The 19368-nt window shown below is 64.9% G+C and carries 20 protein-coding genes; 12 read left to right on the forward strand and 8 right to left on the reverse strand.

Features of this window, described 5'->3' with window-relative positions:
• Nucleotides 1-107: 107 nt before the first annotated feature.
• Both H1B27_RS15835 and H1B27_RS15840 read right to left on the reverse strand, forming a co-directional pair.
• On the reverse strand, nt 108-1778 hold the full coding sequence (locus H1B27_RS15835) for a cation acetate symporter (RefSeq protein ID WP_197966684.1): 1671 nt from the start codon (nt 1776-1778) through the stop codon (nt 108-110).
• Nucleotides 1775-2077 carry a DUF485 domain-containing protein gene (locus H1B27_RS15840; protein ID WP_082821877.1) on the reverse strand — a complete coding sequence of 101 codons (303 nt, stop codon included), beginning with the start codon at nt 2075-2077 and terminating at the stop codon, nt 1775-1777. Before H1B27_RS15840 ends, H1B27_RS15835 begins: the two co-directional genes overlap by 4 nt.
• Nucleotides 2078-2472: 395 nt before the next feature.
• Between H1B27_RS15840 and H1B27_RS15845 the strand changes: the two genes are divergently transcribed.
• The gene (locus H1B27_RS15845) at nt 2473-3261 is read left to right on the forward strand and encodes a class I SAM-dependent methyltransferase (protein WP_061876477.1); all 789 of its coding nucleotides are present in this window, start codon (nt 2473-2475) and stop codon (nt 3259-3261) included.
• Between the two features lie 10 nt (nt 3262-3271).
• On the opposite strand, the gene H1B27_RS15850 is transcribed toward H1B27_RS15845, so the two are convergent.
• The 3 genes from H1B27_RS15850 to H1B27_RS15860 form a co-directional block, all read right to left on the reverse strand.
• Nucleotides 3272-3760, reverse strand: coding sequence for a hypothetical protein (locus tag H1B27_RS15850; RefSeq protein ID WP_082821883.1), 489 nt, complete (start codon nt 3758-3760; stop codon nt 3272-3274).
• A 166-nt stretch (nt 3761-3926) separates the two neighbouring features.
• Nucleotides 3927-4379: a DNA polymerase III subunit chi gene (locus H1B27_RS15855; protein ID WP_061876475.1), complete on the reverse strand. Its 453-nt coding sequence runs from the start codon at nt 4377-4379 to the stop codon at nt 3927-3929.
• Between the two features lie 6 nt (nt 4380-4385).
• Complete coding sequence (locus H1B27_RS15860) at nt 4386-5885, reverse strand: leucyl aminopeptidase (protein ID WP_061876474.1); 1500 nt, start codon at nt 5883-5885, stop codon at nt 4386-4388.
• A gap of 338 nt (nt 5886-6223) precedes the next feature.
• Here H1B27_RS15860 and lptF point away from each other — a divergent pair, with 338 nt between their 5' ends.
• From lptF to H1B27_RS15905, 9 genes are all read left to right on the forward strand, one after another.
• Nucleotides 6224-7393: an LPS export ABC transporter permease LptF gene (gene lptF, locus H1B27_RS15865; RefSeq protein WP_061876473.1), complete on the forward strand. Its 1170-nt coding sequence runs from the start codon at nt 6224-6226 to the stop codon at nt 7391-7393.
• Nucleotides 7390-8487 (forward strand): LPS export ABC transporter permease LptG, encoded by a 1098-nt coding sequence (lptG, locus tag H1B27_RS15870; RefSeq protein WP_028178692.1) that lies wholly within the window; start codon nt 7390-7392, stop codon nt 8485-8487. Before lptF ends, lptG begins: the two co-directional genes overlap by 4 nt.
• 44 nt (nt 8488-8531) lie before the next feature.
• Nucleotides 8532-10976, forward strand: a complete 2445-nt coding sequence (locus tag H1B27_RS15875) for an LPS-assembly protein LptD (RefSeq protein ID WP_210343364.1) — start codon at nt 8532-8534, stop codon at nt 10974-10976.
• A gap of 61 nt (nt 10977-11037) precedes the next feature.
• Nucleotides 11038-11973, forward strand: coding sequence for a SurA N-terminal domain-containing protein (locus tag H1B27_RS15880; protein ID WP_197966686.1), 936 nt, complete (start codon nt 11038-11040; stop codon nt 11971-11973).
• Nucleotides 11973-13022: a 4-hydroxythreonine-4-phosphate dehydrogenase PdxA gene (gene pdxA / locus H1B27_RS15885; protein WP_197966687.1), complete on the forward strand. Its 1050-nt coding sequence runs from the start codon at nt 11973-11975 to the stop codon at nt 13020-13022. Before H1B27_RS15880 ends, pdxA begins: the two co-directional genes overlap by 1 nt.
• A complete protein-coding gene (rsmA, locus tag H1B27_RS15890) occupies nt 13022-13876 on the forward strand; it encodes a 16S rRNA (adenine(1518)-N(6)/adenine(1519)-N(6))-dimethyltransferase RsmA (protein ID WP_061876469.1) in 855 nt (284 codons plus the stop codon). Before pdxA ends, rsmA begins: the two co-directional genes overlap by 1 nt.
• Nucleotides 13877-13901: 25 nt before the next feature.
• Complete coding sequence (locus H1B27_RS15895; RefSeq protein WP_197966688.1) at nt 13902-14960, forward strand: alcohol dehydrogenase; 1059 nt, start codon at nt 13902-13904, stop codon at nt 14958-14960.
• Between the two features lie 74 nt (nt 14961-15034).
• Nucleotides 15035-15256: a hypothetical protein gene (locus tag H1B27_RS15900; RefSeq protein WP_061876467.1), complete on the forward strand. Its 222-nt coding sequence runs from the start codon at nt 15035-15037 to the stop codon at nt 15254-15256.
• A 241-nt stretch (nt 15257-15497) separates the two neighbouring features.
• Nucleotides 15498-16217, forward strand: coding sequence for a Crp/Fnr family transcriptional regulator (locus H1B27_RS15905; protein WP_197966689.1), 720 nt, complete (start codon nt 15498-15500; stop codon nt 16215-16217).
• A 10-nt stretch (nt 16218-16227) separates the two neighbouring features.
• Here the strand turns inward: H1B27_RS15905 and H1B27_RS15910 are convergent, their stop codons facing one another.
• On the reverse strand, nt 16228-16965 hold the full coding sequence (locus H1B27_RS15910; protein ID WP_061876669.1) for a Crp/Fnr family transcriptional regulator: 738 nt from the start codon (nt 16963-16965) through the stop codon (nt 16228-16230).
• Between the two features lie 158 nt (nt 16966-17123).
• Between H1B27_RS15910 and H1B27_RS15915 the strand changes: the two genes are divergently transcribed.
• Together H1B27_RS15915 and H1B27_RS15920 are read left to right on the forward strand one after the other, a co-directional pair.
• A complete protein-coding gene (locus H1B27_RS15915) occupies nt 17124-17363 on the forward strand; it encodes a hypothetical protein (protein ID WP_061876670.1) in 240 nt (79 codons plus the stop codon).
• A 17-nt stretch (nt 17364-17380) separates the two neighbouring features.
• A complete protein-coding gene (locus tag H1B27_RS15920) occupies nt 17381-18082 on the forward strand; it encodes a Crp/Fnr family transcriptional regulator (RefSeq protein ID WP_061876671.1) in 702 nt (233 codons plus the stop codon).
• Between the two features lie 20 nt (nt 18083-18102).
• Here H1B27_RS15920 and H1B27_RS15925 read toward each other — a convergent pair whose 3' ends face one another.
• Together H1B27_RS15925 and H1B27_RS15930 are read right to left on the reverse strand one after the other, a co-directional pair.
• Nucleotides 18103-18423, reverse strand: a complete 321-nt coding sequence (locus H1B27_RS15925; protein ID WP_197966690.1) for a low affinity iron permease family protein — start codon at nt 18421-18423, stop codon at nt 18103-18105.
• Between the two features lie 67 nt (nt 18424-18490).
• On the reverse strand, nt 18491-19105 hold the full coding sequence (locus H1B27_RS15930; RefSeq protein WP_197966691.1) for a cupin: 615 nt from the start codon (nt 19103-19105) through the stop codon (nt 18491-18493).
• Between the last annotated feature and the right edge of the window lie 263 nt (nt 19106-19368).

Genomic DNA, 19368 nt, shown 5'->3' on the forward strand with positions numbered 1-19368 from the left:
CCTTTCGAAGATGCAGACGATCCACCCGACGATCGACCATCTAACGAGCCGCACCGGCGGGGCGAGCTGACCCGGCCGGTGCAGAAGCGGTGTCCTTGGACCCTCGTTCAGTGAGCCGTCGCCGAGGCAGCTCCGATACCGGTCTGGGACCGGACATATTGCGCATCGAAGCCGTCGCGATCGGCCGCGGCACGCTTGCTGCGATCCAGGATCGAGACCAGCCAGATCCCCGCAAAGGCGATGGCCATCGAGAACAGCGCCGGATTGTCCAGCTTGATGGGAGCGGAGCCCTTGGCGAAGCCAAGCGTCACCTCCCAGACTGCCGGCGAGAGCACCACGCCCACGACCGCGCTGATCAGACCGAGGAAGCCGCCGACCACGGCTCCCCGAGTCGTCAGGCCCTTCCAGAAGATCGACGTCACCAGCACGGGGAAATTGCAGGACGCCGCGATGGCGAAAGCAAGGCCGACCATGAAGGCGACGTTCTGGTTCTCGAACACGATGCCGAGGACGATCGCAAGTACGCCAAGCACCAGTGTCGCGATCTTCGACACGCGGATCTCGTCCTGCTCATTCGCGTTACCGCCCTTGATCACCATGCCGTAGAGATCGTGGCTGATGGACGATGCCCCCGCCAGAGCCAGCCCTGATACGACGGCCAGGATCGTGGCGAAGGCGACGGCCGAAATGAAGCCAAGGAACAGATTGCCACCCACGGCATTCGCGAGGTGAATCGCCGCCATGTTGGAGCCGCCCTTGATCGCCGCGATTCCGCTCTTGGTCTTCTCGAGGATGCTCCCGTCCAGGAACATCGCATCGGTCGAAACCAGCGTGATTGCGCCGAAGCCGATGATGAAAGTCAGGATGTAGAAATAGCCGATGAAACCCGTGGCGTAGAAAACCGACTTGCGGGCAGCCTGGGCGTCCTTCACGGTGAAGAAGCGCATCAGGATGTGAGGCAGGCCCGCCGTTCCGAACATCAGCGCCAGGCCGAGCGAGACAGCCGAGAGCGGATTGGAGATCAGGGTGCCGGGCTCCATGATCGCAAGTTTCTTGGGATGCACTTCGGTGGCCTTGGTGAACAGTGCTTCCGGGCTGAACCCGAACTTGTAGAGCACGGCTCCGGCCATGAACGTCGCCCCCGAGAGCAACAGCACCGCCTTGATGATCTGCACCCACGTCGTCGCTTTCATTCCACCAAACGTCACGTAGATCATCATCAGTCCCCCGACCAGGACGACTGCGATCCAGTAATCAAGACCAAACAACAGCTGGATCAGCTTGCCGGCCCCGACCATCTGCGCGATCAGGTAGAATGCAACAGTCACCAGCGAGCCGCATGCCGCCAGGATCCGGATCTCGGTCTGCCCCAGTCGAAACGACGTGACGTCGGCAAAGGTGAACTTTCCGAGATTGCGCAACTGCTCGGCGATCAGGAAGGTGACGATCGGCCATCCCACGAGCCAGCCGACGGAGTAGATCAGGCCGTCGTAGCCGGAGGTGTAGACGAGACCCGATATGCCGAGGAACGACGCCGCCGACATGTAGTCGCCTGCGATCGCAAGTCCGTTCTGGAATCCCGTGATTCCGCCGCCGGCCGAGTAGAAATCTGCAGCCGACGCGGTCCGCTTGGCGGCCCAATAGGTGATGACGAGCGTCAGGCCGACGAACCCGACGAACATGCCGATGGCCGCCCAGTTGGTCGCCTGCTTCGAGCCGCCCTCGACGGCGCCGGCGGCGAGCGCGATGGTGACCGGTAGCCAGGTGAATTTCTTCACGAGCGGTTCTCCTCGACGATTTTGCGGATGAGCACGTCGTAGCTGGAGTTCGCCCGACGGACGTAGATGCCCGTCAGCACGAAGGCGAGCACGATGACTGACAGTCCGATCGGAATACCGATCGTCGTCACGCCGGTGCCCAGCGGTATTCCCAGAAACTTGGGAGCGTAGGCGACCAGCAGGATGAAGCCGAAATAGATGACAAGCATGATCGCCGACAGCAGCCAGCCCAGCGACGAACGCCGGCGCACGAGCTCCTGGTAATTCGGATCGCGTTCAATCTTTGCGAGGTTGCTCATGTCAATGATCCCTGGATGATCCTCTGAAATCTCTTGCCATGACGGCAGCCCCTTCTCTCGGGGGACTATTCCAGCCTGCACTGATGGCCGACAGAGCTCCATGATCCAGATCAAGCGCGATCGATCCCGCTGCGATGTGTCTGCAGGGCCGTCCGTGCGTCCGACGCGAGACAGAGAGGCGATGGCTCGGGAACTATCCGCGCCTGCCGACCAAATGGCCCGTGTTGCTTCCGCGCATTTGGGATTAGGCTGGACGGAATTTGCATCAGCGCATCGCGGATGACCCGGCTCCACGATCGAGGACGATCGGCATTTTCTGCCCAAGCGATTTCCAGCCCAACCGATTTCCAGCCCAAGCGATCTGCAAGCAAGAGAATGATGAAGGGATAGCTCCAATGTCGACACCCGAACCGATCAAGTTCACCGACGGCGCGGCTTACGAACGCTTCATGGCACCCTGGAGCCGATCGGCCGGGGCACTTTTCCTGGATTGGCTGGCGCCGGGACCAGACCTGTCATGGGTCGACGTCGGCTGCGGAAACGGCGCATTCACGGAGATGATCCTCGCCGGGGCTGCTCCCTCGCACGTGAGCGCGATCGATCCGTCCGAAGCTCAGATCGCAGCGGCACAGCAGCGGATATCGGCGAAGCAGGTCGAGCTTTCGGTTGGCGATGCGTTGGCGCTTCCCTATGACGATGCGCGCTTCGATGCGGCTATCATGGCGCTGGTGCTGTTTTTCGTGCCCGATCCCAAAAGGGGTGCGGCCGAATTGGTGCGCGTGACCAAGCCCGGCGGCATGGTCGCGTCCTACACCTGGGACATCACGCGCGGCGGCACGCCGACACAGCCCTTGTGGGAGGAACTGGATGCCATGGGCCAGCCGACGGCGCGCCCGCCGAGCGCGGATGTCTCGCGTTTTGCGGCCCTGAAGGCACTCTGGGCAGAGCTGGGGCTCCGCGATGTCGAAACCCGCGAGCTCGTCGTCGAGCGGACGTTTGCGAACTTCGACGACTATTGGCTGTCGATGGTCGTGAGCAGTCCGACCGGCGTCGTGGGAAAGCTGTCCGATGCAGAGAGCGCCGAGTTGAAACGCCGGCTGCAGGACAGACTTCCGGCAAGCGCGACAGGAGCGATCACGGTCCACGCCTGGGCGACGGCGATCAAAGGGCGAAAAGCCGCGTGACGCGCGGCCCTTACGTCGCCGCCTTCTTCGGCTTCGGCTTGGCCGCCCTCGGCACCGGCTGCGGCTCGGGATTGCCCTCGATCGAGGACAGGCGGCCGGAGGTGAAGGTGTAGATGCCCGCGCGAGGACCGGTGCTCCAGGTGACGACGGCGACGCGTCGGCCGACGGCGTCGGTGGACAGGTTGACGTTCGAAGGCGCGCCGATGCCGCGCACAACGTCGCATTCGGTATGCCCGAGCGCGACCGTGCCGCCCATCGGTGCGGGGGTCGTCGTCGACGCATTGGCGTCGGCGGGCCCGGGAGGCGGCGCCATGCCCGGACAGGCGCCGTCGGCGCTGACGAGGTCCTCGGCTCCCACCGGCTTGTCAGGCGTGAGCGGCGGCGATTCGATCGAGATGTTCTTGATGAAGAGACGCCCCGGCTTCTGGAACCATTCTGCGTCCTTCGACAGCAGATCGGTCCCCGAGCAGCCCGCGAGCAGCGGTGCTACGGCGGCCAACGCAATCATGAGCGAGCCGGGAAGCTTTTGATGTCGCACGATAAACCAAATTCCCCGCGTGAAGGACCAGCCCTAAGCGATTGTCCCAACATCCCTTTGCGGCACGAAGGTGACAAAAGCCAGCATCGCCCGAAAAGTGCAAATTATCATTAATTGCTGGCGGCCGCTAATTCCGCTTCTGCCACCGGCCCCGCTCGTCGGCCTGCCAGTAGGTGACATCAAATCCCCGCGCCTTGCAATCGGTCCAGGCCGCGCGGGCGAGCGCAAGCGCATCCGGATCGTCGCCGTCGAACAGCAGGACCATGCGCTCATAGCCCTGCGAGTCCTCCGGCAGTACGGCATTGTCGATCAGGAAGCGGACATTGGCACCGTTGGGATTGCCCCCCTCGATCGCCAACACGATCGGCTGATCGGCGACGTCGTTCACCCGCCACGTCGCGTGCGGCAGGAAGGAATCGTCGCGATAGGTCCACAAATGCGAATCGAGCGCATCGGCGCGTTCCTCCGAACTCGACTGCACCACGACGCGCCAGCCGCGCTCGAGCGATTTCTCGAGAAGCGGCGGCAACACATTCTCCACCGTCATGTTTTGGAGATGGTAGAACAATACTTCAGTCATCTCGGGTCATTTGCGCTCGTAGTGGTCGGAGACCAGGCGATCGAGCAGGCGGACGCCGTAGCCGCTTCCCCAGCTCTGGTTGATGTCGGTCTTCGGCGCGCCCATGGCGGTGCCTGCGATGTCGAGATGCGCCCAGGGCGTGCCGTCGACGAAGCGCTGGAGGAACTGCGCCGCGGTGATCGAGCCGCCATGGCGGCCGCCGGTGTTCTTCATGTCGGCAAACTGGGAATCGATCAGCTTGTCGTATTCGGGGCCGAGCGGCATCCGCCAGACCTTCTCCCCACTCTCGACCCCGGCCACGAGCAGCCGGTCGGCGAGTTCGTCATTGTTGGAGAACATGCCGGCGTGCTCGGTGCCGAGCGCCACCATGATCGCGCCGGTCAGCGTCGCCAGGTCCACCATGAATTTCGGCTTCGCCTTCCTGGCGACGTACCAGAGCACGTCGGCCAGAACGAGGCGGCCCTCCGCGTCGGTATTGATGATCTCGATGGTCTGACCGGACATCGAGGTCACGATGTCGCCCGGCCGCTGCGCGTTGCCGTCGGGCATGTTCTCGACGAGGCCGATGGCGCCGACCACGTTGACCTTGGCTTTACGCGCAGCGAGCGCATGCATCAGGCCGACGACGCAGGCCGCGCCTCCCATGTCGCCCTTCATGTCCTCCATGCTGCCGGCCGGCTTGATCGAGATGCCGCCGGTGTCGAAACAGACGCCCTTGCCGACGAAAGCGACCGGCGCCTCGCCTTTCTTGCCGCCATCCCAGCGCATGATCACGGTGCGGCTCGGCCGCGCCGAGCCCTGGCCGACGCCGAGCAGCGCACCCATGCCGAGCTTCTGCATCGCCTTGACGTCGAGCACCTCGACCTTGACGCCAAGCTTGCGGAGCTGACCGGCGCGGCGCGCGAACTCCTCGGGGAAAAGCACGTTCGGCGGCTCGTTGACGAGGTCGCGCGCAATGACCACGCCGTCGATGACGTGGCCGGCCGAGGCAAACGCCTTCTTCGCAGCACCGGCATCGCCCACCGCAAGCGAGACGTCGGCGCGCGTGCCGCCCTCCTCGCCCTCCTTCTTCTTCGTCTTGTAACGGTCGAACTTGTAAGTGCGTAAGCGAAGGCCCGAGGCGATCGCCACCGCCTGCTCGCTCGTCATCGCGCCGCCGGGCAGCTCCGCCATGATGGTCATGGCGCTGGTGCCGGAGGGCAGCTTGCTCGCGGCCACCCCGCCGAACTTGAGGAGATCGTTCGCCTTCAGGCCGGTCGCCTTGCCGGCGCCGATCACGATCAGCCGGGTCGCCTTCACGCCCTCCGGCGCCAGAATGTCTAGCGCTGCCCCGCTTTTGCCCTTGAAGGCGGCCGCGGCCGCTGCACGCTTCACAAGATCGACAGCGCCGCCCAGCGCCTTGGCCGTCGCCGGACCGAGCTTCAGGTCGTCATCGCAGAACACCACAAGGATGCCACGGGGGGCGGCAGACAAGGGGACAAAGCCGACCTTGATGGCATCGGACATAGGTAACTCCTTTAATGCATGAAACTTTTCGCCGTTCGGCGGCGCCGGTCCCAGCCGAAGCTGAACGGCGATTCACTGGGGCTTGCCCTACTATGGGCCAGCCCGCTGCCCGATGCCAAGCGCCGCCGTGGCCGCCCGGCCACAACCAGCGAAATATTAACCATATATTGAAGGTGCCATGGGGCAGCCATTTTGTTGACGGATCAAAGGGATGGTAGTGAGAAAGTGAACCACCGGAAGAGCTGATGGCCAACCTTGGGGATCCCCTGATCGGGGATTGGTTGGACAGCCGGAATTCTGGTCGACATCGGGGCTGATGGGGATTCGTGCGGTAGCGCATGGGGTCGATCGATAGGTATATTTTCCGCACGACGCTGGCGTCGTTTGCGCTGGTCCTGGTCAGCCTCACCGGCGTGATCTGGATTACGCAGGCGTTGCGCGGCATCGACCTGATGACGAGCCAGGGTCAGACCATCCTCACCTTCCTCGGCATCACCAGCCTGGTCATCCCGGCCCTGGTCCTGATCATCTCGCCGATCGCGCTGATGATCGCGATCTCGCACACGCTCAACAAGCTCGCGACCGATTCCGAGATCATCGTGATGAATGCCGCCGGCTTCTCGCCGTTCCGGCTGTTCTATCCGTTCTTCTATGCCACCTGCGTGGTGGCGCTGCTGGTTGCCTTCATCGCGGCCTATCTCGCTCCCGACGGCATGCGGCGGATCAAGCAATGGGACGCCGAGATCACCGCGGACGTGCTCACCAACATCCTCCAGCCCGGCCGCTTCGCCCAGCTCGACAAGAACCTCACGATCCGGATCCGCGAGCGCCTGCCCGGCGGCATCCTCGCCGGCATCTTCATCGACGACCGCCGCGATCCCAACGAGCGCGTCTCGATCGTGGCCGAGCATGGCGAGGTCGTGAAGAACGAGACCGGCTCGTTCCTGGTGCTGGAGACCGGCAATCTGCAGCGCTTCGAGGCGGGCAAGCGCGATCCCGCCCTGGTGGCCTTCGGCCGCTACGGCTTCGACATGTCGAAGTTCTCGGGCCAGGGCCGCGACGTCACCCTCGGCATCCGCGAACGCTATCTCTGGGAGCTGTTCTCGCCGTCCGAGGACGATCCAGTCTACAAACAGATTCCCGGCCAGTTCCGCTCGGCCCTGCACGACAGCATCCTGGCGCCGATCTATCCCTTCGCCTTTGCGGTACTGACCTTCGCCTTCCTGGGCGCGCCTCGCACCACCCGCCAGAGCCGCAATTTCTCGATCGGCTCCTCGATCATCGCGGTGTTCGGCCTGCGCATGGCCGGCTTCGCCTGCTCGGTGATGGCGGTGAAATCTCCAGGCGCGGTGCTGGCCCAATACGCGATGGTCATGGGCGCCATCGGCGTCGGGCTGTGGATGATCGTCGGCGGCCTCGTGGTCGAGCCGCCCCCTGGCCTGATGGAGGCCATCAACAGGTCGAACGCACGGATCGCGCGGCTGTTCGGACGCCCGGCCGCCGCATGAGCATGCTCACCAACACACTCGGGCGCTATTTCGCCGGCCGCTTCGTGGTGGCGGCGCTTGGCGTGTTCGCCAGCATCTTCCTGCTGTTGGTGCTGGTCGACTACATCGAGATGGTGCGCAAGACCTCGGGCCTCGCCTCCGCCTCCGCGATCATGGTGGCCGAGACCTCGCTGTTCCGGGTGCCGCAGCTGCTGGAGAAGCTGACGCCGTTCTGCATGCTGATCGGCGCCATGACCTGCTATCTCGCCCTCTCCCGCCGGCTCGAGCTCGTGGTGGCGCGCGCCGCCGGCATCTCCGCATGGCAGTTCATCTCGCCGGCGCTCGGCAGCGCACTCTTGATCGGGGTGATCGCCACCGTCGCCTACAATCCGATGTCGGCCAATTTGCGCGAAGCCTCCAAGCGCATGGAAGCCGAGCTGTTCGGCTCGGCGCCCGGCGGCGGCATCCAGGACGCCTCCGGCTTCTGGCTCAATCAGGTGACCAGCGACGGCCAGACCATCATCAACGCGGCGCGGAGCGAGCAGCAGGGCATCCGGCTGACGGGGCTCACGCTGTTCCGGTTTGACCCGGACCAGCACTTCAAGGAACGGGTCGAGGCGCGCGAGGCGACGCTCGAGGCCGGCCGTTGGCTGTTCAAGGGCGTCCGCCGCTTCTCGCTGGACGCGCCGCCGATCGAGCAGGCCAGCCTGGAGATTCCCACCACGCTGACCGAGGCGCAGGTCCGCAACAGCTTTTCCACACCCGAGACTGTGTCTTTTTGGCAACTACCGAGCTACATCCGCTCCTCCGAGAGCTCGGGCTTCGCGACAGCCGGTTACCGACTCCAGTATCAGAAGCTTCTGGCACAGCCGTTTTTGCTTGCGGCCATGGTGATGCTCGCGGCCTCCGTGTCGTTGCGCTTCTTCCGGATGGGCGGCGTGCAGAAGATGGTTTTGAGTGGCGTGGGCGCAGGCTTTCTGCTCTACGTTCTGTCGAAAGTAACTGAGGATTTGAGCAAGGCTGAGTTGATGCATCCGATCGCTGCGGCGTGGTTGCCCGTTGTGGTGGGCGGCCTCACCGGCTTTTTGGCCTTGCTCTATCAGGAGGACGGATAGTGACTGCCGTCCACCGAGGGCTCGTGTCTCGTTTGACGCGGCGCATGTTGGTGCGTGCGGACGGGTGCGGCTGGTCCATTCGCAGGCTCCTGCTCGCTGTCGCCGCTGCCGCCTCGCTCGGCGGGCTGATCGGCGCTGCCACCGTGGCGCCGGCCAACGCCCAGAGCTTCACCTACAATCCGCTGCCGCCGCGTCCGAAGCCGCCGAGGGTCGCCAACGACAACCAGATGCTGGTTCAGGCGACCGAGGTCGACTACGACTACAACAATTCGCGCGTCTCCGCGGTCGGTAACGTCCAGCTGTTCTACAACGGCACCAGCGTCGAGGCCGACAGGGTCATCTACGACCAGAAGACCAAGCGGCTTCATGCCGAAGGCAACATCCGCATGACGGATGCCGACGGCAAGATCACCTATGCCGAGATCCTGGATCTCTCCGACGATTACCGCGACGGTTTCGTCGATTCGCTGCGCGTGGACACGGCCGACCAGACCCGCATGGCCGCGAGCCGCGCCGACCGCTCCAGCGGCAACTACACGGTGTTCGAGAACGGCGTCTACACGGCCTGCGCGCCGTGCAAGGACGATCCGAAGAAGCCGCCATTGTGGCAGGTCAAGGGTGCGCGCATCATCCACGACCAGCAGGAGAAGATGCTGTATTTCGAGACCGCACAGCTCGAATTCTTCGGCGTGCCGCTCGCCTACATGCCCTATTTCTCGACGCCCGACCCGACCGTGAAGCGGAAGAGCGGCTTCCTGATACCGGGTTATATTTCCGGCACGGACAACACGGGCTATGGCGTCGAGGTTCCCTATTATTGGGCGATCGCGCCCGACATGGACGCAACCTTCACCCCGCGCATCCTGTCGCGGCAAGGCGTGCTGCTGCAGGGCGAATTCCGACAGCGCCTGATCGACGGCGCCTACCAGATCCGCGCGTACGGCATCAACCAGCTCGATCCCGGAGCGTTTGCCGGGCAGCCCGGCGACCGCGACCTCCGCGGCGCCATCGACACCAAGGGTCAGTTCGCATTGAACGACAAATGGGTCTGGGGCTGGGACGGCGTCCTGATGTCCGACTATTATTTCTTCTCGGACTACCGGCTCTATCAGTACCGCGACCCGCTCAGCTCGTTCCTGCTGCTGCCGACGGAAGCGCTGTCGCAGCTCTATTTGACCGGCGTCGGCAACCGCAGCTACTTCGATGCGCGCACGATGTACTGGCTGAGCTATTCGGGCAACCAGAGCCAGGTGCCGATCGTCTATCCGGTGATCGACTACTCCAACGTGCTCAACTATCCGGTGTTCGGCGGCGAGTTCAGCTACAAGACCAATTTCGTGAACCTGTCGCGTGACGATGCGGTGTTCGATCCGATCACGACGGTCGCCAACACCAGCAGCCTGTGCACCACGGCGTCGGCCGATCCGCTGGCCCGTACGCCCTCGCAGTGCCTGCTGCGCGGCTTCCCCGGCACCTACACCCGCCTCACGGCGGAGGCGCAGTGGCGCAAATCCTTCACCGATCCGCTCGGCCAGATCTGGACGCCGTTCGCCAGCCTGCGCGCCGACGCGATCAACTCCTCGGTCTCCAACCAGCCCGGCGTGTCGAACTACCTGCCCGTCGGCGACACCCAGGCGTTCCGCCTGATGCCGACCGTAGGCCTGGAGTACCGCTATCCGTTCATCAACATCCAGCCCTGGGGCTCGACCACCATCGAGCCGATCGCGCAGATCATCATCCGCCCGAACGAGACCTATGCCGGCAAGCTGCCGAACGAGGACGCCCAGAGCATGGTGTTCGACGCCTCGAACCTGTTCAGCGTGGACAAGTTCTCCGGCTACGACCGCGTCGAGGGCGGCGGCCGCGCCAATGTCGGCGTGCAGTCCACCACGCAGTTCGACCAGGGCGGCGCCGTCAAGGCGCTGTTCGGCCAGTCCTACCAGCTGTTCGGCCTGAACTCCTTCGCGGTCCAGGACACCATCAATACCGGCCTCGATTCCGGCCTCGACAAGCCGCGGTCCGATTACGTCGCAGGCGCCAGCTATTCGCCCAACAGCACCTACACGTTCAGCGTCCGCTCCCGCATGGACGAGCAGACCTGGAACGTGCAGCGCTTCGAGGCGGAAGGCCGCGCCAACTTCAATCGCTGGTCGGTCAGCATGCTGTACGGAAACTACGCGGCCCAGCCGGAGCTCGGCTATCTGACCCGCCGCGAGGGCATCCTGACCACAGGCTCGCTGAAGATCGCGACCAACTGGGTGGTGTCGGGCTCGGCGCGCTGGGACCTCGAGGCCAACAAGATCAACCAGTATGTGGTCGGGGCCGGCTATGTCGACGATTGCTTCGTGCTGGCAGCGAACTATGTAACTTCGTATAGCTATTCGGCGGGCACCGCACCGCCCGTGCTGAGCCACGCGTTCATGTTCCAAATCGGCCTGCGCACGCTGGCGAACTCGTCGACGACCAGCGGTCCCACCGGCCTCCAGTGAACGGTTTGAAGTGCCGGCCGCGTATGCCTCATCACGACGCGGTTGACCTGCGAGCGACATCATGACGATCCCATCGACTGTCTTCCGCTTCCTTCTCGCCCTCGGTGCGGGGCTGATGCTGACCGGCCTGCCCTCGCCGTCGCACGCGCAGAACATCGTCGTCATGGTCAACGGCGATCCGATCACCGATTTCGACATCGAGCAGCGCTCCAAGCTGGACCAGCTGACGACGCAGAAGACCCCAAGCCGGCAGGAGGTCATCAACGAGCTGATCGACGACAAGGTGAAGCTCAAGGAGGGCAAGAAGTACGGTGTCGACCCCGGTGTCTCCGACATCAACCAATCCTATGAAGGCATGGCGCAGCGCATGCGCATCACGCCGGATCAGCTCACCAAGTCCCTCGAATCCAAGGGCGTCCGACCCGAGACGCTGAAGGGCCGCATGAAGGCCGAGATGGTCTGGACCAGCCTGGTGCGCGGCCGCTACAAGGAGCGCCTCCAGGTCGGCGAGCGCGACGTCGCGCAGGCCGTGCAGGCCCAGACCGGCGAGAAGCTTCAGGTCGAGGGCACCGAATACAAGATGCAGCCGATCGTGCTGATCGTGCCCCGCGGCTCGTCCGCTGCGTTCCTGGAAACGCGGAAGAAGGAAGCCGAGACCTATCGCACGCGCGTCGGGAGCTGCGAGGAAGCCAATTCGCTGTTCCGCTCGACGCCGAACGCCACCATCCGCGACACCGTCACCAAGACCACCGCGGAGCTGCCCGAACCGCTGCGCAAGGTGCTCGACGACACCCCGATCGGCCATCTGACCGCGCCCGAGGTGACCAAGGCAGGCATCGAGATGGTGGTGCTGTGCTCGCGCAAGCCGACCATGATCGACACGCCGAAGAAGCGCGAGGTCCGCGAGAAGATGTACCAGGAGAAGTACGAGAAGACCCAGAAGGCCTATCTCGATGACCTCCGCAAGGCCGCGATGATCGAATATCGCAACCGCTGATGGCCAAGTCCCTCCTAGAGCCTTCCGCCAAATCCGCAGCCGAGTCCGCAGCCAAGCCCCTTGCCCTGACCCTGGGAGAGCCCGCCGGCATCGGCCCGGACATCACGATCGCGGCCTGGCTCAGGCGCCGTGAGCTGAACCTGCCCGCCTTCTACTTGCTCGGCGACGAGGCGCTGATCGCGCAGCGCGCCAAGGCGCTCGGCGCCGATATCAGGATCGCCGCGTTGAGCCCCAGTGAGGCCGCTTCCGCCTTTACTGATGCCCTGCCTGTGGTCGCGACCGGCGAGCGCGCGACCGCCGAGCCGGGCAAGCCCGACGCATCCAGCGCGCCGGCCGCGCTCGCCTCGATCCGGCAGGCAGTCGTCGATGTGTGCGCGGGTCGCGCCGGCGCCGTCGTCACCAACCCGATCGCCAAGAGCGTGCTCTACCGCGCCGGATTCCGTCATCCCGGCCACACCGAATTCCTCGCCGAGCTTGCCGCGGAGAACGGCCGCGTGCCGCAGCCGGTGATGATGCTGTGGTCGCCACAGCTCGCCGTTGTGCCCGTGACCATCCACGTCTCGATGCGCGACGCGCTGGGAGAGCTCACCAGCGCCCTGATCGTCTCGACCGTCCGCATCGTCGCCACCGAACTGAAATCCCGCTTCGGCATCGCAAGGCCGCGCATCGCGGTCTCCGGCCTCAATCCGCATGCCGGCGAAGACGGATCGCTCGGCCATGAGGAGCAGACCGTCATCGCCCCGGCGCTCAAGGTGCTGCGCAACGAGGGCATCGAAGCCAGGGGCCCGCTGCCCGCCGACACCATGTTCCACGAGGCTGCGCGACAGACCTATGATTGTGCGGTCTGCATGTATCACGACCAGGCGTTGATCCCGATCAAGACGGTCGCCTTCGACGATGCCGTCAACGTCACCCTCGGCCTGCCCTTCATCCGCACCTCGCCCGATCACGGCACCGCCTTCGACATCGCCGGCACGGCCAAGGCCAATCCGGCGAGCCTGATCGCGGCGCTCAGGCTTGCGCGCCGCATGGCCGCCTCCCAAAGCTGATGGGCGCGATCGACGACCTCCCGCCGCTGCGCGAGGTCATTCGCCGGCACGCGCTGTCGGCCAGGAAATCGCTCGGCCAGAACTTCCTGCTCGACCTCAACCTGACCGCGCGCATAGCGCGCGCGGCTGCGCCGCTGGACGAGGCTACCATCGTCGAGATCGGCCCCGGCCCGGGCGGGCTGACGCGGGCGCTGCTCGCGCTCGGCGCCCGGCGCGTCATCGCCATCGAGCATGACGAGCGCGCGATCCCCGCCTTGCAGGATATTTCGGCGCGCTATCCCGGCCGGCTCGAGATCGTGCATGGCGACGCCATGACGTTCGATCCGCGCCCGCTGCTCTCAGGCGAACGCGCCAAAATCGTCGCCAACCTGCCCTACAACATCGCGACCCAGCTTCTCATCAACTGGCTCACCATCGAGCCCTGGCCGCCCTGGTACGAGATGATGGTCCTGATGTTCCAGCGCGAGGTCGGCGAGCGCATCGTGGCGCGCGAGGACGAGGAGGCCTATGGCCGGCTCGGCGTGCTCGCCAACTGGCGCTGCGAGACCAAGATCCTGTTCGACATTGCGCCGTCCGCCTTCGTGCCGCCGCCGAAGGTCACCTCCTCCGTCGTGCGCCTGATACCGCGCGCAGAACCGCTTCCATGTGACCGAAAACTGCTCGAGCAGGTCGCTGCCGCAGCCTTCGGGCAGCGCCGCAAGATGCTGCGGCAGAGCCTGAAATCACTAGGTGTTGATCCCGCGCGGCTTGCGCAGGCGGCCGGCGTCGACGCGACGCGGCGCGCCGAGACCATCCCGATTCCAGGCTTTGTTGCCATGGCGCGCGAATTGGCCGATATACGCAGCGAAACCTGACAATCAGAATTTCGGAGGAAGGAATATGGCGTTGATGCGTCGACAATCCCTGGTCAAGTTCGATGCGCCGCTGTGCGAGACCATCGTGGACACGCCCAAGCCGCAGGGCCGCGAGGTGCTGGTGCGCATCGAGCGCTGCGGCCTCTGCCATTCCGACCTGCACATCCAGGACGGCTATGCCGATCTCGGCGGCGGCAAGAAGCTCGACACCACGCGCGGCATGACGCTGCCTTTCACGCTCGGCCACGAGATCGCCGGCGTCGTCGACGAAGTCGGCCCGGATGTCGCGGCCAGCCTCGTCGGTGCCAGGAAAGCCGTCTTCCCCTGGATCGGCTGCGGCCAGTGCCGCGATTGCCTGAACGGCGACGAGAACCTCTGCGTCAAGCAGCGCTTCCTCGGCGTCTCCATCGACGGCGGCTTTGCCACCCACGTGCTGGTGCCCGACGCGAAATACCTGCTCGACTACGATCCCCTTCCCGTCAACCAAGCCGCGACCTTGATGTGCTCCGGCGTCACCGCTTACGGCGCGCTCAAGCGCCTGGTCGACCGTCCGCGCCAGCGCAACCTGCTGCTGATCGGCCTCGGCGGCGTCGGCATGATGGGCCTGTCGTTCGCGCAGGCGATGTTCAAGCAGCCGATCACGGTCGCCGACCTCTCGCCGGCCGCGCGCGAGACCGCGCTGAAGAACGGCGCGGCCTTTGCCTATGACCCGGCCGAGCCTGACGTCATCAAGCGCATCCTCAAGGAGACCGAGGGCGGCTTCGACGAGATCGTCGATTTCGCCGGCAACGAGAAGTCGATGGCGTTCGCGGTTGCGGTCGCCGCGCACGGCGGCAAGATCGTGGTCTCCGGCCTGATGGGCGGCCAGTTCACGCTGCCCATGGTGCAATGGGTCTACAAGCGCATGACCATCGAGGGCTTCATGGTGGGCACGCTCGCCGAAGCCCACGAGCTGATGGCTCTGGCGCGCGCGGGCAAGATCAAGCCGACGCCAATGCGCGAGGAGCCGATGGGCGACGTCCAGAAATGGATCGACGAATTGCGTGCCGGCAAGGTCGTCGGCCGCATCGTGCTGAAGAACTGACGGAAGCGCGGCGGGCACGACGCAAGTCTGGCCCGCCGCACGGAACGCCTGCGGCTGCGCTGCGTTGGCAGCGCATGTCGATCCGTTGCACCGTTGAAAGCGCATTCTTCATCGCCTGGAGCTGCCTGGAAAAGAGCGGCGAGCTCGGTCCGCCGGACGAGAGCGCGAACTTCCTGCTCGACGCGATCGAGGCGCAGCTCAGGACCGGTGAACGCCGGCAATTGATGCTCGCCAACAGGGCGATCGACGCGTACCGCGCCGCGGCTGACGATCCTCGCTGCCGTCCAGCCCGCTGAAGTCCAGGGCAATCGCATTTGAATATTGCAGAGGTCGTTATGCCCGGCCATGACGCTGTGGAGACAGCCGGTGCCCATAGCCACATCTCATGAGCGATAGCCCTGCGCTGAAGTCCGCGACGCTGTGCTCTAATTTTCCACGTCCGAACGTCCGTTGTGTGCACTTTGGAACCGTCGGTTCCGCCGCGGAAACGTAGGTTTCCCGCTGGCGCCGATTCCCGGCCCGCCAAGAGAACACATTGTGACCGGTCGGCCCCAGAACGATCTGCTCCGGCAGCTCAATCACCAGGACTTCGAACTGCTCGCGCCGTACCTCCAGCCGGTCGAACTCGAGGCGAGCCACATCCTGCATCACGCCGGCGACGACGTCGCAGCGGTTCATTTCCCCTGCGGTCCCGCGCTCGTGTCCTTTGCGGTGCCGGTCGAGGACGATCGCGAGGTCGAAAGCCTGCTGGTGGGACATGAGGGCGCGGTGGGCATTTCCCCCGGCCGCACGCCTTCGCTCGCCTATTCGCGCATCGTCGTGAAGCTCGGCGGCACCCTGGTCCGGCTGCCGCTGCGCGCGCTCGAGCAGGCGCAGCAGAGGTCGGCAACGCTCCAGGAGGTCTTCTTGCGCTATGCCGACTGCCAGTTCGCGCAGCTGCTGCAGACCGCGGCCTGCAACGCTGCGCATTCGATCGAGCAGCGCGCCGCCAAGTGGATCATGTCCGCGCAGGAACATATCGGCGGAGCCGAGATCCCTCTCACCCACGAGCAGCTCGCCGGCATGCTCGGCGTCTCCCGCAGCTATGCCAGCCGTGTCATCCAGATGTTCAAGGCGAGGCGCATCCTCGCGACCCGCCGCGGCGCCATCCTGATCCTCGACGCATCGGCACTCGAAGCAAGAGCCTGCTGTTGCAACAACTGGGTGAACAAGTATTTCGACGAGGTGCGGGGCGCAGCGGCAGCCGCCGAGGGCTGATGCCTCCATCTCACGCAAGCGGCGGCGACTGCCGCTTCAGGTGCAGATAGACCGGACTGAAATCTCCGAGCCGCTGCAACTCGCGCCATTTCAGCACGATCAGCTCCCCCTCGCGCAGATCCATGACGCCGCTTCGCCTGAGGTCGGCGAGCGTACGGTTCACCGTCGCGATCGCCATGCCCAGCGTCTCGCCGAGCTGGGCCAGGCTGATCGGCACGCGGCAGCGATTGCCGCGGACCAGATCCGCCGCGCGGGCGCGGTAGAACAGCTCGCAGAACAGGTGCGCCATGCGCGCCTGCATCGGCCGGGCGCTGTTGTTGGTGATGGCCTCGCGAAAGATCGCCGCGTCGAGCAAAGTCTCGCGCCACACGGACAGCGCAAAGGTTGGCCGCTGCCGGAAGGCGATGAACAATTCGCGATGCGGGATGAAGGCGACTGAGGCCGGCCCCAGCGCGCTCAATCCGTGGTCCATCTGGTCGATGAACAGCCCCTGCGCATCCGGAAGGTCGCCGGTGAGATGGAACGCCAGGTACTGCCGCCGCCCGCTCCCGAGCAGGTGGTAGCGCGCGACCATGCCGGAGACGACCAGCACCGAATGTTCGGGTTCGTCGCCCTGACGGATGAAATCCTCGTTGGGCTCCAGATCGCGCAGCGTGAAGGTGAGCGCCCGGATTTCCGCGATGTCCTCCTCTGCCAGAGCGGTATGCTCGGAAAGGTTCCGGATCAATACGTCGTGGGCTTTTTCCATGGGGCCGCCAAAAATCGCGCCGGTTCTATCAAATGATACGTCCGGCTTGCATTCAGCGGATTAGAACGCGTGTCGAGAGCACAGGTTGCTGACCGGTTTGCCACCGTACCAAGTCGCATCCAACCCGTCCCCCTCGACCGCGAACGAGCCGTCCCTTCATGAGCCCTACGACCATCCTGGAGCGCATCTGCAGGCTATTCACATCAGATGCGAGCGAGCACCTCGACAGCATCTGCGGTGCTATCGTCGCTGGCACGCTGAAAGAGCCGGTCCGGCCAATGTCCGATCAGGAACTCGCCCGCGCCATCCGCGAGTTCCGCTCCGCGCCGGTCTCCGACGGGACCCTCGCAAAACTCTCGGAGCGCTTCGTCGCGGCGTCGGTGCCGCGAGACGTCTGAAGCAGCACGCGAGGCTCATGCCGCATCCGAAGTTCATCGCGCGTCTCCAGGCGATCGAAGGCCTGTCCGAGGACGAACGCCGGCAGATCGCAGGCTTGCCGTCTACGCTGCGCCAGGTCGCGGACGGCGAGATCGTGCTGCGCCAGGGTGAGACCGCTTCACGCTGCGTCTTCGTCGTCAGCGGCTTCCTCTACCAGGCCCGCATCGTCGGCGATCGCAGCCAGATCCTCGCCTTCCACGTTCCCGGCGACATGCCGTGCCTGCACACGCTGCTGGTCTCGCCGCTGGATGCGGACCTCGTCGGGCTCGGCTCGACCATCGTCGGCACCGTCGCGCACAGCCAGCTGCGCCAGCTTCTCGACGGCTCGATCCACCTGACCCGCGCCTTCTGGCGCGAGACGCTGATCGACGCGGCGATCTCGCGACAATGGATCGCGCGCCTCGGCGCGCAGGCAGCGCTGCCCAAGGTCGCGCATCTCATCTGCGAACTTGCCGCAAGGCTGGAGGTCGTCGGCCTTGTCAGGGAGGGCAGTTTCCAGATTCCGATGACCCAGCGGCACGTTGCGGACGCCTGCGGGCTCTCGAGCGTCCACGTCAATCGTACCATCCAGGAGCTGAGGCATCGCGGGCTGATTGCATGGGAGGGCAGCGAGATCGAACTGCTGCAGCCCGACGAACTGCGTAAGCTTGCGGATTTCAGGCCTGATTATCTGTGCTGAGCGCAGTGCCGCACGAGGCGCTAGCTCGTACGTCGAATCTCCTCCCGCTCGGATTCGACCTCCTCGGCGTCTTCGTCGTCGACCTTCATGACGTGGTCGCGGCCGGCCACCTTGAGCAGCTCGTCGAGCTTGGCGTGAATCGCCTGGGTGTCGCGGTGCTCGGCGCGCTGGATCACCAGCGTCATGCCCCATGTCGCCAGCGTCGCGAACGAGTGCCATTCGAGTCCGTTGCCCAGCGTGATCCAGGCGATGCCATAGACCACGTAGACGGCGAACGCGGCCGGGCGCGAGGTGGCGACGCCGATCTCGGTGAGCCAGCCCTTTGACTTCGGGAGAGACATGTGCGGCAACTCGCGTAGGCCGCCGGCGTTCCCGCGGAAGCCGAAGATGCGCTGGCCCGGTCGCCCTCTAGGATCGCGAGGAATGCGGCCGCCAATGTCTGAGCAGCGGACCGCCGGTCCCCAGCACAGGATCCGTCTTCGGCTTGCGGACCTTGGCGATGCGCTTGATCGCGTCAGTCCGCTCCCGCGTGTCGGTGCACTCGTCGTACGTGCCGTCCTGCGGGTAGGCTCCGACGACCAGAAAGTCCCGGCCGGACTCGATCAGCCGGTGGCCCGTGCCCGCGGGCAGGACCAAAACGTCACCGGCTTTCACATTGAGGATGCGACCCTTGATGCCGCCGCACTCGATCCTGGCCGTGCCGCGCGCCACGCCCATCACTTCATGGATCTGCGAATGGTAGTGGACGAAATCGTACACGGTGTCGCGCCACGACCGGGCCCAGCCGTTCGTGGCGAACAGCGTGTCGATGATGACCTCGGGCGGAAAACGCCGGCCCTTCAGCTTCACCGCCCCGCGATAAAGCAGCGCCGGCAGTTTCGGATTGTTCGGCACGATGCCATCGTCGCGAAAATGGATGGCAGTCGGTTTCCGCGCCCGCACCAGCGCCCGCAGCGTCGCCGCGTCGGGATGCTCCTCCACGAGCTTCCTGGCAAAATTCTTGATCTGGTCCTTGACCGGCATGCCTGCTCCTCAGCCGCGATTCAACGACGGCGGAGGCGAGAAGTTTCGAGGTGGAACGGGCTTGATCGGGAGCAAGGACTCATTCCCCTCCCACGGGGCTGAGCTCCTGGGCGAGCCAGTTTCGCTTGTACGAGAGCGACGTCATAAGATGCGTCACGCCCATTGGGAGCAGCCGGCAAGAGCGGACGCGGAGGGCAGCCCTCGCGCTTGGTACAGCCAAAATTCACAATCTTGGTACTGTTTTCGTGACGAGGCGCAACGCA

The sequence above is a fragment of the Bradyrhizobium diversitatis genome (assembly GCF_016031635.1).
Lineage (GTDB): Bacteria > Pseudomonadota > Alphaproteobacteria > Rhizobiales > Xanthobacteraceae > Bradyrhizobium > Bradyrhizobium diversitatis.

Excerpts from the sequence above, each read along its gene's own strand:
- pdxA (WP_197966687.1), top strand. The coding sequence starts at position 11,973 with ATGGCCAAGTCCCTCCTAGAGCCTTCCGCCAAATCCGCAGCCGAGTCC.
- H1B27_RS15930 (WP_197966691.1), bottom strand. The coding sequence starts at position 19,105 with ATGCCGGTCAAGGACCAGATCAAGAATTTTGCCAGGAAGCTCGTGGAG.
- H1B27_RS15915 (WP_061876670.1), top strand. The coding sequence starts at position 17,124 with ATGAGCCCTACGACCATCCTGGAGCGCATCTGCAGGCTATTCACATCA.
- H1B27_RS15895 (WP_197966688.1), top strand. The coding sequence starts at position 13,902 with ATGGCGTTGATGCGTCGACAATCCCTGGTCAAGTTCGATGCGCCGCTG.
- H1B27_RS15925 (WP_197966690.1), bottom strand. The coding sequence starts at position 18,423 with ATGTCTCTCCCGAAGTCAAAGGGCTGGCTCACCGAGATCGGCGTCGCC.
- H1B27_RS15840 (WP_082821877.1), bottom strand. The coding sequence starts at position 2,077 with ATGAGCAACCTCGCAAAGATTGAACGCGATCCGAATTACCAGGAGCTC.
- H1B27_RS15920 (WP_061876671.1), top strand. The coding sequence starts at position 17,381 with ATGCCGCATCCGAAGTTCATCGCGCGTCTCCAGGCGATCGAAGGCCTG.
- H1B27_RS15910 (WP_061876669.1), bottom strand. The coding sequence starts at position 16,965 with ATGGAAAAAGCCCACGACGTATTGATCCGGAACCTTTCCGAGCATACC.
- H1B27_RS15900 (WP_061876467.1), top strand. The coding sequence starts at position 15,035 with ATGTCGATCCGTTGCACCGTTGAAAGCGCATTCTTCATCGCCTGGAGC.
- lptF (WP_061876473.1), top strand. The coding sequence starts at position 6,224 with ATGGGGTCGATCGATAGGTATATTTTCCGCACGACGCTGGCGTCGTTT.
- H1B27_RS15845 (WP_061876477.1), top strand. The coding sequence starts at position 2,473 with ATGTCGACACCCGAACCGATCAAGTTCACCGACGGCGCGGCTTACGAA.
- lptG (WP_028178692.1), top strand. The coding sequence starts at position 7,390 with ATGAGCATGCTCACCAACACACTCGGGCGCTATTTCGCCGGCCGCTTC.
- H1B27_RS15880 (WP_197966686.1), top strand. The coding sequence starts at position 11,038 with ATGACGATCCCATCGACTGTCTTCCGCTTCCTTCTCGCCCTCGGTGCG.
- H1B27_RS15855 (WP_061876475.1), bottom strand. The coding sequence starts at position 4,379 with ATGACTGAAGTATTGTTCTACCATCTCCAAAACATGACGGTGGAGAAT.
- H1B27_RS15875 (WP_210343364.1), top strand. The coding sequence starts at position 8,532 with ATGTTGGTGCGTGCGGACGGGTGCGGCTGGTCCATTCGCAGGCTCCTG.
- rsmA (WP_061876469.1), top strand. The coding sequence starts at position 13,022 with ATGGGCGCGATCGACGACCTCCCGCCGCTGCGCGAGGTCATTCGCCGG.
- H1B27_RS15860 (WP_061876474.1), bottom strand. The coding sequence starts at position 5,885 with ATGTCCGATGCCATCAAGGTCGGCTTTGTCCCCTTGTCTGCCGCCCCC.